12 protein-coding genes are annotated in these 12,366 nt (G+C 50.5%); 9 read left to right on the plus strand and 3 right to left on the minus strand.

Features of this window, described 5'->3' with window-relative positions; genetic code table 11:
- Positions 1 to 704 precede the first annotated feature (704 nt).
- Both AB7U36_RS09120 and AB7U36_RS09125 read right to left on the minus strand, forming a co-directional pair.
- On the minus strand, positions 705 to 2,309 hold the full coding sequence (locus AB7U36_RS09120; protein WP_428159473.1) for a sigma-54-dependent Fis family transcriptional regulator: 1,605 nt from the start codon (positions 2,307 to 2,309) through the stop codon (positions 705 to 707).
- An 8-nt stretch (positions 2,310 to 2,317) separates the two neighbouring features.
- A complete protein-coding gene (locus AB7U36_RS09125) occupies positions 2,318 to 3,832 on the minus strand; it encodes a sigma-54 interaction domain-containing protein (RefSeq protein WP_428159474.1) in 1,515 nt (504 codons plus the stop codon).
- A 233-nt stretch (positions 3,833 to 4,065) separates the two neighbouring features.
- Between AB7U36_RS09125 and AB7U36_RS09130 the strand changes: the two genes are divergently transcribed.
- From AB7U36_RS09130 to AB7U36_RS09170, 9 genes are all read left to right on the plus strand, one after another.
- Positions 4,066 to 4,698, plus strand: coding sequence for an FMN-dependent NADH-azoreductase (locus tag AB7U36_RS09130; protein WP_428159475.1), 633 nt, complete (start codon positions 4,066 to 4,068; stop codon positions 4,696 to 4,698).
- A gap of 12 nt (positions 4,699 to 4,710) precedes the next feature.
- Complete coding sequence (locus AB7U36_RS09135) at positions 4,711 to 6,180, plus strand: efflux transporter outer membrane subunit (protein ID WP_428159476.1); 1,470 nt, start codon at positions 4,711 to 4,713, stop codon at positions 6,178 to 6,180.
- Positions 6,177 to 7,754, plus strand: coding sequence for an MFS transporter (locus tag AB7U36_RS09140; protein ID WP_428159477.1), 1,578 nt, complete (start codon positions 6,177 to 6,179; stop codon positions 7,752 to 7,754). Before AB7U36_RS09135 ends, AB7U36_RS09140 begins: the two co-directional genes overlap by 4 nt.
- Before the next feature lie 8 nt (positions 7,755 to 7,762).
- Entirely contained in the window at positions 7,763 to 8,827 is a 1,065-nt protein-coding gene (locus tag AB7U36_RS09145; protein WP_428159478.1) for an HlyD family secretion protein, read from the plus strand.
- A gap of 21 nt (positions 8,828 to 8,848) precedes the next feature.
- Positions 8,849 to 9,124 carry a cupin domain-containing protein gene (locus AB7U36_RS09150; RefSeq protein WP_428159479.1) on the plus strand — a complete coding sequence of 92 codons (276 nt, stop codon included), beginning with the start codon at positions 8,849 to 8,851 and terminating at the stop codon, positions 9,122 to 9,124.
- 86 nt (positions 9,125 to 9,210) lie between these two features.
- A complete protein-coding gene (locus AB7U36_RS09155; protein WP_428159484.1) occupies positions 9,211 to 9,564 on the plus strand; it encodes a hypothetical protein in 354 nt (117 codons plus the stop codon).
- On the plus strand, positions 9,449 to 9,733 hold the full coding sequence (locus AB7U36_RS09160) for an acyloxyacyl hydrolase (RefSeq protein ID WP_428159480.1): 285 nt from the start codon (positions 9,449 to 9,451) through the stop codon (positions 9,731 to 9,733). Before AB7U36_RS09155 ends, AB7U36_RS09160 begins: the two co-directional genes overlap by 116 nt.
- A 38-nt stretch (positions 9,734 to 9,771) precedes the next feature.
- Positions 9,772 to 10,962, plus strand: coding sequence for an MFS transporter (locus AB7U36_RS09165; RefSeq protein WP_428159481.1), 1,191 nt, complete (start codon positions 9,772 to 9,774; stop codon positions 10,960 to 10,962).
- Between the two features lie 204 nt (positions 10,963 to 11,166).
- On the plus strand, positions 11,167 to 12,030 hold the full coding sequence (locus AB7U36_RS09170; RefSeq protein WP_428159482.1) for an SDR family oxidoreductase: 864 nt from the start codon (positions 11,167 to 11,169) through the stop codon (positions 12,028 to 12,030).
- 80 nt (positions 12,031 to 12,110) lie between these two features.
- On the opposite strand, the gene AB7U36_RS09175 is transcribed toward AB7U36_RS09170, so the two are convergent.
- Positions 12,111 to 12,366, minus strand: a 256-nt coding sequence (locus AB7U36_RS09175; protein WP_428159483.1) for a hypothetical protein, incomplete at its 5' end; no start/stop codon positions are given.

Raw genomic sequence — 12,366 nt, forward strand, 5'->3', positions numbered from 1 at the left:
TTACATTATTTTGATAATTAGTCATCATGGCTAAATTTCTATAATTTATTGAAATCAAATAGAAAATCACCCGGGTGTTTCAATCAACACTCAGTGAAAAGCGTTACACTATTTGAATCTCAGCAAACGCTAAAAGGCACACGGCTAATCAAAGTTTTGAACGTAATATTAGCCTCATCCATTGAGAATTTGTTAAAAATGGCCGTATGATTTTCTTGTTTTTTTTGACAGAAACTGAGGAGTAAGGCACTAAACGGGATGGGTCTGTATTCAATTTGGGATATACAGCCCTCACCAATGATCGGATCACGACATTCGGGGCCACGCTATCAAACGGGTTCCTGTATGATAACAGAAGACACCATTGATGAATCGGCCTACTTCGCACCACCGTGGGCTTTTCTTAACATGAAATCGTCGCTGGTGGCTACCGTTACTTTTAGGTTTGGTCACGGCAGGCCGGGGGGAACGCTATAAAGAACGGAATCTTATCGAGTGCTTTATTGGCAAGCTGAAACAATTCCGTCGGATTTTCTCACGGTTTGAAAAATGGGCAAAAAATTATATGTATTTTGTTCGCTTTGCTGCCGCTTTGATATGGTTACGTTAAAATGTCAACAGAACCTAATTTTATCAAAAATTTTTGGCCAGATTTAGTCGTTATCTGGCCGGAATTATTCGATTTTAATATTATTGATAACTGGTTATATTTTTTTCTGGGGGCGTCGTCTTAATAAGCCTTCGCAATTTAGTTCAACTTTGCGACCATATGGAATTTCAAGCTTGTCCATTTTGTTTCTCAGGGTGTTGGGGTGCAGGCCTAAAAGTTCTGAAGCGCTGTGTTTTCCTTGAATCTTTCCGTTGGTCATTTTGAGTACTTTTTGAATATGGTCTGCCAGGACCTGATCCAGCAGAAGCGGGCCTGTTATAGTTTCGGCATCCTGGTGGGGAAGGGAATCGGGAACATCCGGTTTAAGGTCTTCAAAGTTCAAGGGGTTTACTGGTAAGCACCCCATGTTTTTGATAAGGGTTCTCTCCACAAGGTTTTGCAGCTCTCTGACATTTCCGGGCCAGTTGTGGCGTTTCAATTTTTCTATGGCACCCGGGGCAAGAATAGGCTCTCCTGGAAAGTTCATCTCTCTTTTCTTTTTTTCAATAAAATAGAGTGCAAGCGCCGGTATATCGGTTCTGCGTTCCCGTAGAGGAGGGATTGAGATGGGAAAGACATTGAGCCGGTACCATAAGTCCTCTCTGAATCTTCCCGTTCTGACAAGCTCCGGCAAATCCCTGTGGGTGGCGGCGATCACCCGGATATCCACGGGGATGGGGCAGGTTCCTCCCACTCGCTCAATCTCTTTGTGTTCAAGCACCCGAAGCAATCGTGCCTGGACCTCCAGGGGAAGCTCGCCGATCTCATCTAAAAATAGAGTACCGGAATTCGCCCGTTCAAACCGCCCTCTTTTTTGGGTCAGTGCGCCGGTAAAGGCCCCTTTTTCATGGCCGAACAAATCACTGTCAATGAGGTTTTCCGGTATGGCTCCGCAATTTACTTTGATAAAGGGATTGGCTGCCCTGGGAGACCAGAAATGTATGGCATTGGCGATCACCTCCTTACCTGTCCCGGTCTCGCCTAAAAGCAGTACTTGACTTTTTTGCGGGGCGATTTGTTTTACCATCTCCATAACATCCTTTAACCCATATTCACTGCCCACAATCTGGTCTCCTGCAATGTGGTGCAACTGACGGTTCAGGTACTGGTTGTCATCCATAAGCAGGTCCTTGAGCCGGAGAATCTCCTGGTGCTTCAGCGTATTGGACATTGCCATGGCAAAGGGGTCATGGATCAGTTGAATCAATCTTGCGTGTTCTTTTGTATACTGGTTATTTCCCCTGGCCTGGAACGCCACAACCCCTAATTTTTCTTCCTCTATTGTGAGTCTTAGGATCATGGCGGACATCTTTACACCACCCATGGCCTTCCACATGAACCTTGCCAAAAAATTTTCCTCCGGGCGATTGAAAACATAAACACTTTTGCCGGTGTCCTTTTCGATCATATCACCGGCCTCCGGAGGGAGGACTACCCGGTCCTGGGAAATGATAAAGTCTTTTTGTTCAGCGGCTGCAATATTCAATATGCTCCGGGTTCCCGGGTCATAGATATTCATGGCTATTCTGTCCAAAGGCATCCTGGTTTTAAAAAAATCCAGGCACCGGGTCAGTATAACCTGTATATCAAGGCTGCTGCATATCTGTGTTGTCGCCTGCAGGACATAGGCCATATCGTCTATTGTCATCTGGAAAGCCATTTTTTATCTCATATTGGAAATTTTTGTATACCAAGTTTATGCATTCTGCTTCTAAGCGTACTGGGATTTATGCCTAAAAACTGAGCCGCTCCCCCTGAACCGTGAATTTTGCCCCCTGTGAAAGCCAGAACTTTTCCGATGTGAAGCGCCATGGCTTCATCAAGAAGAACGGGGTCGGGAAGTCCCGGTTTGTTGTGATTCGCTTGGGATTTCATATTCTCCATCCTCGGCAATAACGACCTGAATTCCAGTCTTTCTCCATCAAACAGGATGATCTCGCGTTCAACCACATTCTGAAGTTCCCGGACATTGCCAGGCCAGTTATATTTTGTTAGTCTATCCAAGGCCCCCGGGGCAATGGCCGGCGGTTTTGCAAGCCCGAATTCCCTGCTTTTCAGACGCACGAACCAGCGCGTCAAGGCAGGGATGTCTTCCCGCCGCTGCCGCAACGGAGGGATGAATATAGGGAACATATTCACCCGGAACCATAAATCTTCCCTGAACAGGTTTTGTTCAATCATATGTTCAAGATTTCTGTGGGTGGCGGCGATCACCCGGATATCCAGGGCAATGCTCCTGGAACCGCCCACCCGTTCCAGCTCCTTGTTCTGGAGAACGCGAAGCAAGCGGACCTGGGCTGCCGGCGGCAGTTCCCCGATCTCGTCCAAGAAAATAGTTCCGGAGTCGGCTCGCTCAAACCGGCCCCGCTTGCTTGAGTTGGCACCGGTAAAGGCCCCTTTTTCATGACCGAACAGTTCACTGTCGATTAACGCCTCCGGAATCGCTCCGCAGTTGACCTTGACAAAGGGAGCGTCTTTCCGGGGGGATGCGCTGTGGATGGCATTGGCAATCACCTCCTTTCCCACGCCTGTTTCCCCGAGCAAAAGCACTGTGCTGTTCAACGAGGCGACCTGGCGAACCATGGCCATGACATTGCGCAACCCGCTGTCCCTGCCGATGACCTCCTCTTCCAGCCCTTGGGAAAGCTGCCTTTGAAAAAAGGATTTGTCGTCGAGCAGGGTGTCGCGCAGATGGAGAAGCTCTTCATGGGCAAGGGCGTTGGACAAGGACAGGGCAAAGGGTTCGGTCACTGTTTTAATCAGTTCCACATGTCTTTTTTCAAACTGTTCCGCCCGAAGGATCAGCACACCGATTTTTTTACCTGCAATGCTTAAAGGGGCCACAAGGTCGGTTTTCTGTTCCCGTTTTACCAGGGGCGCTATTTCCCGGGCGAGGGGATGCAGGGTTAATGGCGCCATAATAACCGGTTCGGACATTTTTTTTACACGCTCCCAGATTGCTTTGGGGAGGGGGACTATCTCATCTGCCATCTGTCCGGAAGCCGCAACATGGGCAATTCTTCTTATAGCGCTTAACTGGGGATCGTGAATATCCAGGAACAGTTCTTCTATATGAAAATGCTGCCGTAAATAGTCGTGGCACCGGATAAGCGCCATCTTGATATCCAGACTGGAGCATATGCGAAGGGTTATTTCCCGGAAAAATTTTTCTGAATCAACCATTATAAAATGCCTTTTTGCGATATTTCACAAAATATACAATTGTTTGTAAAATATCGCAATGAATAATGCGTTATCTCGCAATTTTATGGTTGGACTACTCTCATAACGTGCATGAATTAAATAGAAAACCACCTGGCACATTTCTGGCAATGTTGCGGAAAACAGAAACATAACTTGTGCCTGGCCGGAAACGGCAGTTTTCGAAACGGGCACGATTTTAACAGGAGGACGTCATGGCCAACTTACTATACATCACATGCAACCTGAAACCCGTTGAAGCCTCACGCAGCCTGACCGCTGCAAAGGTATTCCTTGATACTTACCAGGAACACAACCCCAATGACCGGGTTGACGTGATTGATCTCTACAGAGACCCCATCCAGAGAATTGATACGGATGTTCTGGGTGGATGGCAGAAACTGCAGCAGGGAAATGACTTTGCCGCTCTTTCCCGGGATGAACAAAAAAAAATTATGAACATCAACAGGACAGCAGATCAGTTTGCTGCTGCCGACAAGTATGTATTTGTTACCCCCATGTGGAATTTAAACTTTCCGGCGGAAATGAAAATCTACATCGACTCGATCTGCGTAGTCGGCAAAACATTTGTGTATACGGAAAAAGGCCCTGTGGGACTTTTGAGGGGTACCGGTAAAAAATGTCTGGATATTCATTCCAGCGGCGGCTTTCATTACGGCAGGGAAGAAGACCACTCCGTGCCCTACCTGAAATCCGTGATGAATTTCATGGGTGTTGAATCATTTGAGTCTGTGGTCATAGAGGGCGTGGATGCCCTCCCACACAAGGCTGAAACGTTCATAAAACAAGGGTGTGAAGCATGCCGGCTCCTGGGGGCTCAGTTTTAAAAAGGAGTTCCTATGAATGTTAACCGTATTCTCCCTTTACTTGCGGGGCTTGTTCTGTTGAACGGCTGTGCTGCAGTGGGGCCTGATTTTAAACCGCCCCAGGTAGTTCCCCCGGCAGGTCTTTTGGAAAGCACAGAAGCCGGCAGCCACAAAAGCTGCGTGGTCCCCCAGGAACTTGAAATCCTATGGTGGCGGCTGTTCAACGATAATATTTTAAATGAACTGCAGATTCGTGCCCAAAAGGGAAATCTGGATTACCGGATGGCTGCAGCGCGCGTTGAACAAAGCCGTGCCCAGATTGGTATTGTGGGGGCGGCAGGGCTGCCCATGGTCGGTGTGGGCGGTGCTTATGCCCGGGAAGCCGTGAGCGCCAACGGTCTGTACGGCCTGCTCGGCGTGGATGATGCACCCTACAACTATTATACAGCAGGCTTTGATGCCGCCTGGGAAATTGATCTGTGGGGCCATACCCGGCGTGCCCGGGAGGCTGCCGGTGCTGCTATGCAGGCCGATTTTTTTCAAAAAGAGTGGGTCAAGGTGGCAGTGGCTGCCGAGGTGGCAAGGGTATATATCCAACTTCGCCTTGCCCAGACCCAGCTGGATATCACCCGGGAAAATTTGGACATTGCCGCGCATGCTTTGAAGCTTGCAGAGAGCCGGGTGAAAAACGGGGTTGCCACCCAGTTTGAATCTGCCGCGTCCAGTGCCCAGCTGTCGTCGGTGGCGGCACTTATCCCCCGCCTTGAAGAGCAGCGGGATGCATTGATGAACGGGCTTGCTCTCCTGCTGGGAGAAGCCCCCAAAGCATTGAATGCTATACTGCTGCCCATGGAACGTATTCCGCCTGTACCTGAACAGGTTCCCATGGGGCTTCCCTCGGAATTGGCCCGGCGCCGTCCCGACATTCTCCAGGCCGAGGCACGGCTGCATGAAGCTGTGGCCTCCATTGGTGCAGCAAAGGCTGATTTTTATCCACGCATCAACCTGGTGGGGGGATTCGGCCTGGAATCCCTGGATTTTGATGTGGTGGGTGACTGGGCGTCCCGTACCTTTACCATGGGGCCGAAGCTCTATCTGCCCATTTTCCAGGGCGGACGGTTGAAAAGCCGGCTTGCCCTGACCCAGGCCAGGCAAAAGGAGGCGGCCATCAATTTTCATCTCACCGTGCTGCGGGCCTGGCACGAAGTGGATGATGCTTTGAGTGCGTATGCAAAAGTGCAGGAACGTACCCAGGCACTGACCCGGGCGGTTGAAGAGTACCGCCGTGCCTACAACGTCTGTCTTCGGCGTTATGAACAGGGTGCTGCCGACTACCTGTCGGTGCTGACCTCCCAGAGGCTGCTGCTGGCCGGGCAGATGGAACTTGCGGACAACACAAGCCGCATCTCCATCAACATGGTTAACCTGTACAAGGCCCTGGGCGGCGGATGGGCTGTCAAAACCCATGAATCAGCGATTAACACAGGGGGCAAACAGTCATGACCAGCAAATCACCGGGAGCAAACGCATCCCCACCGCCCGGAGCTCCGGTTCCGGTACCATTTACATTCCGTCTACTCATAGGTTTTGTAGGCATCGTGATCTCGGCCATGATGGCCGGCCTTGCCGACCGTGTCGGCGGACTGGCCCTGACCGATATCCGGGGCGTGCTGGGCCTGGGGCATGACGAGGGGTCCTGGCTGAATACGGTATACGTGACCGGTGAGCTGATCGCAATGCCCTTTTCGATCTGGCTGTCCACAGTCCTCTCCCTACGCCGTTTCCACATGCTGATGACCGGGCTCTTTATCCTGATCTCCCTTGTTATCCCCTGGATCACAAACTTTCCCGCCCTGCTGGTGCTGCGCAGCCTTCAAGGGGTGTCCGGCGGAATGCTCATCCCCATTCTTATGCTTTCGGCCCTGCGTTATTTTCCCCTGCCCATCCGGTTGTACGGCATGTCACTGTATGCCCTGACAGCCACCTTTTCCCCGAACCTGGGATTCTGGATGGCCGGCAAATGGCTGGATATCATCTGCGACTGGCGGCTGGTCTATTGGCAGAACCTGCCCATGGGGCTCCTGTCCATGGCCCTGGTTTTCTGGGGAATTCCCAAAACACAGCCACAGCCCGGGCGGCTGCGCCAGACCGACTGGGCAGGCATGGTATTCGGGGCAATCGGGCTGGCAATGATTGCCGTGGGGCTTGAGCAGGGAGAACGACTGGACTGGTGGCACTCGGATCTGATTTGCTGGCTTATGGGCGGCGGTATTTCCATGACCCTGGCCTTCCTGATCTGCCAATGGTACCATCCGCTTCCCTTTATAAGGCCCCAGCTTCTTTTGGAAAAACGGAACCTGGGCGTGGGATTCTCTGTATTTGTTTTTCTGCTGATGGTCATGTCGTCCGGTTCCATGCTGCCGGCCATGCATCTCACAGGTATTTGGGGATTTCGGAGTCTGCAGAACGCACCCATCGGGCTTCTGGTGGGCCTGCCCCAGCCGGTTCTCTCCTTGGCCGTGGCCCTGCTGCTTTACCAGAAATGGGCGGACGCACGGATTGTCATGGCCGCAGGAATCGGACTGATAGCCGTTGCCTGCCTGCTGTGTACCCGGATCACCTTCAGCTGGATCGTCGACCAGCTCATGCTTCCCCAGCTGCTGCAGTCCGTGGGTCAGGCCATGGCCGTTGTTTCCCTGCTGTTTTTGACCACCAGCGTTGTAAAACCCCTGGAAGGCCCATTTGTTTCGGGCACCATCAATACCCTGAGGGCCTTTGGCGTTATCTTCGGCAGCACGGTGGTGGAACGGGCATTTGTTCTTCGCGAGCATTTTCATTCCGAAATGCTGGTTGACCGTGTGGGGCAGATGGCCGGCAGCATTCCGCTGCCGGTGGACAAGCTTGCTGCATTGACGGCAAGCACCCGCTACCAGGCCTTTGTGCTGGCCAACGCAGATACCTATCTGATGCTGGCGGTACTGGCTTTGCTGCTGATCCCCTTTGTCCTGTATCTGGACTATATACCGGCTCCGGACCGGAACCTTCCGGCACCCATTAATACTTCAAATAAAGGATAAACAAAAATATGTCTTTTCCAAAAACAGTGAAGCTCATCCTCGGCCTCATTATCCTGGCCGTTATCGGCTCGGGCATTTACCTTTTCAACCGTCACCAGTCGGATGCCGAAAAGCAGTACACCGATGATGCCTATGTCCGGGCGGACTTTACCCTGGTCGCTCCCCGGGTAAACGGTGAAGTTGCCGAAGTTCTGGTCGATGACAACCAAAAGGTGAAGGTGGGACAGCTGCTGGCCCAAATCGATGACCGGGACTTTCGCGTAGCCTTGGACAGTGCCCGTGCAGATACTGCGGCGGCCGCTGCTGCCGTGGAGAGCCTGAACGCCGCCATTTTACGCCAGACAGCGATTATTTTACAGGCCAGGGCAGCCGTTAAGGCGGACAAAACCTCCATCGACCTGGCCAGGGCCAATGTCCAACGGTACCGCAACCTGTCTGCCGACGGTTCCGGTACCCGCCAGGCCGCACAGAATGCAGACACCCAGCTGCAGGTGCACCTGGCCGCCCTTGATCGGGATAAGGCCGGAGTGGAAGCTGCCAGACTGCAGACCTCCATACTGAACGCAGACCTTAAAAAGGCTCAAAGCGTTCTGGACAGGGCAAAGGCTGCCCAGGCCGCAGCAGAGCTCAAGTTATCCTATACAAAAATTTTTGCCCCCATTGAAGGCACTGTGGCCCGCCGTTCCGTGCGTAAGGGGGCCTTTGTCACCGTTGGTGCTCCCTTATTGGCCATCGTTCCCCTGGATAAGGTGTATATCGAAGCTAACTACCGGGAAACCCAGCTTGCCCGGGTCCGCCCCGGACAGCCGGTATCGGTCCTTGTGGATGCCCTGCCCGGCACGGTTTTGTCCGGCAGGGTTTCAAGCCTGCCGCCGGCAAGCGGGGCTGCTTTTGCACCTGTTGCGCCCCAGAACGCGACGGGAAATTTTACCAAAGTGGTTCAGCGGCTGCCGGTGCGCATCAGCATTGACCCCGGCCAGTCAGCCATGGGGCAATTAAGGGTGGGGATGTCCGCCCAGCCGACCATTGACACCCAGGCTCAGCCCACAATGAAACCTGAAAGTAATATATAAAACTACAACATGGAGGAAAAAATGCCTGAAATCACCCGTTTGTACAAAGGACTGTATGATGAGTTTGAAGTTGAAGTTGTTTTTGGCACAGCAGAAGATATTTCACCCAGGGAGGCCCATACTTTTGAAGAGTTCATATTTGTGGCCCAGGGGGAAATTATTTTGACACGAAGCGATAAACAGGCGCCGGAACGCTATGGTGCATCAAGCTTCATCCATCTGCCGGCCGGTGTCGAACACGTCATAGACGCCAGGGAAACACCAACCCGGCTTGTGATCATACACCCGGACAAATAACCGGCTTAACAGAAGTGTCCCAGGCTTTTTAAGGCTTGAACACTTAAAAAGTCTGGGCAACTCTTTTAATTCCAAGAACAAGAAAAATGAAAAAAAACATAATAATAGTCAGCTTTCTTTTGCTCGTATGTGGACCGGCCATGGCCCAGGATTCAGGGTTTGGAGTTTCCCTGGGATACGGTCAGGCTGAGGAAAATATTGAAATATACAAGATGGGGCTGATTAAAACATGGAATGTTGAATGGCTCAAAAGTCGCCTTGGATACATTAACGGGTATTTTGAACTTTCATATAACCGCTGGGAAGGGGGAGACGATCAGATAGATGGCGGTGCTTTCTCTCCGGTGTTCCAATATCTATTTAATACCGGCATCAAGGGCTGTATTCCCTACTATAGAAGGGGGGCTCGGTGTAGCGTGTATAAACGACTATTATATTGACGGGAGAAACCTTTCTTCCAATCTGCTGTTAGAGGATCGCCTGGGTGGCGGATTCAGGTTTAACAATTTTGATCTGAACTTTAGATATATGCACTATTCCAATGCATCATTAAAAGAGCCCAATGACGGCATTGACATATTCATCGGTACTATCTCCTGGCTTTTTTAAAAAAACGTCATGTAACAGTAACTTTTAGGAAAGTACAAATGCATTTAACAAGAAGAAAAACGAATTCATTCTTACTGGAAGCAACCATTCTTTTAGGCAGCACCATGACGGTCATAGCCGGGGCCACTATTGCACCGGCACTGCCCCAGATGGCAACCCATTTTCAGGCAACGCCCTATGCCGCGCTTCTTGTCAAAATGCTGCTGTCCGTGCATGCCCTGTTTATTGCGATCAGTGCGCCTTTCATGGGCATTCTCATGGACCGGTACGGTAGAAAGCCTGTGCTTATCATCACGGTTGCCCTTTACGGGATTGCCGGAAGTTCCGGATTTTTCTTGGATTCTTTGTACTGGATCATTGCAGGCCGTGCTCTTTTAGGTGTGGCCGTGGCTGGGATTATGAGCGGGTTCACCACCCTGATCGGGGATTATTTCACCGGAACCAAACTCAATCAGGTGATGGGACTTCAATCGGCATTCACCGGATTCGGTGGCATGATCTTTGTCTCTACTGCAGGTATCCTGACCGATTCAGGATGGCGGTACCCTTTTCTGATCTACCTGTTTGCCTTTGCGGTGTTGCCGGGTGTCATCACCTTTCTGTATGAGCCGTTCAGGGAAAAGAACGCTGCTGTAAAACCTGATTTCGATTCCGCAAAAAAGAGTGTTTCAATGCAAAAGGTGTTCGGCATCTATTTTCTGGCATTTTTCGGAATGCTGGTCTACTACATGGTCCCGGTGCAGTTTCCCTTTTATATGAAAACCGCCTGGCACTTCAGCAGCACCCAGATCGGCATTGCCATCGGGGTTCTGTCCATGACCAATGCCATCTCATCCATGCAGTTCAAAAAAGTGAAGCTAAAGCTTTCTCATGTTCAGATCTTCATTCTCGTCTGGTTATTAATGGGGGCCGGCTGCATCACCCTGGCACTTTCAACCGGATACTGGATGATCCATCTGGCACTTGTTATTGACGGGTGCGGATTCGGGCTTCTGATGCCCAACGTCAACGTGTGGCTTGTTTCCATTGTACCGGAATCCGTCAGGGGTAAATTCATCGGTGGTCTGACTACATTCTTTCTGCTAGGCCAGTTCGTATCGCCCATGGTGCTTGAGCCCTTGGTAAAAAAAGTGGGAGCCGGCAGCAGTTTTTTATGGGTGGGCATCCTACTGATCATCATGGCGGCAGGATTCAGGCTGATCCCTGGTCAAAATCAAAAGAACAGATAAAGTTTTTCACCGTATTTAGTGAAAAGAAATTCCAAATACGGTGAAAACAAAACACTTGGTTTGCAACGACACGTAATTAAAGATTTTTTTTCGCCATATTTTTTGGCACATTTCTGGCAATCAACTTAGAAGGCTAATCGCAATAAAACATGAATGGCCGAAAAAAGCTCAGATTGTCAAAACACCTGAAAAAGGAGGTTCAATATGAAAGTTTTAGTTATTGGCGGTACGGGCATGGTTGGTTCCCACGTTGTAGAGGCACTTGTCCGGCGGGAAGCAAAAGTATGGGTTTTGACCCGAAGTGAAGATAAGGCTGAAAAATTGCCCAAAGGAGTCCAGGGTCTCACGGGCAATCTGCTTGATCCTTTTACAGTACGTTCTGTTTTTAATGGAATGGACAGCGTCTTTCTTCTCAATGTGGTCAGCACAACGGAAACCCATGAAGGTCTCATGGCGGTAAACGGAATGATTCAATCCGGTGTAAAGCGGATCGTGTATCTGTCCGTGCAGGACCTGGAGCAGGCGGTTCATATTCCCCATCTTGGGTCCAAATTGAGCATTGAACAGGCTGTCAAGTCTTCCGGTATTCCCTACACGATTCTCAGGCCGAATAATTTTTTCCAGAACGATTATCTATATAGGGATTCCATGACGTTATCCGGCGTCTACCCCCAGCCCATCGGTGATATCGGTATTTCCCGGGTGGATGTGCGTGATATCGCAGATGCGGCGGCCGTTGCTTTGACCACCAGTGGGCATGAAGGGCAGACGTACACGGTTGCCGGACCGGATGTGTGTACAGGCCGGAGCACAGCTGACGAATGGTGCCGGGTGTTGGGCAAACCCATTGTCTATGCCGGCAACAATCTTGATATATGGGAACAGCAGACTCTAAAATACCTTCCGGCATGGATGGTATTTGACTTCAGGCTGATGTACACCTTTTTCCAGAAACGCGGGATGAACGCCACAGCGTCAGATCTTGGGCGCTTAACAGATTTGATCGGCCATGCGCCCCGTTCATTTGCAAGCTTTGCCAGGGAGACGGCGGAGATGTGGGCTGCGTGACCATCAGATCGGCTCAGGTATGTAGGATAAAACTTAGAGCTTGATTTTTGTTGCAACATCCATGATGTTGACCTGACTTATCAACTTTCAGGCACGACTGCCAAGAAAAAAACCTTGGTGATCGGGGTGGGCCACCAGTCCCTTCCGGATTGCCAGGGTTTTCCATGTTTAGCCAGGTTTCTGTAGCTTGCGGCAATACCCAAAGAAAAAAGTGCACTGTTTGCATCCAAAGTCCCGTTCGGGGAAACAGTATCATGTTTGAAGTCTAATTTTTTTACAAAGTTTACAGTGATTTTAAGGAAAATGATTTCACCATATACAGTGGAAATATGAACT

Source organism: Desulfobacter sp. (assembly GCF_050177295.1).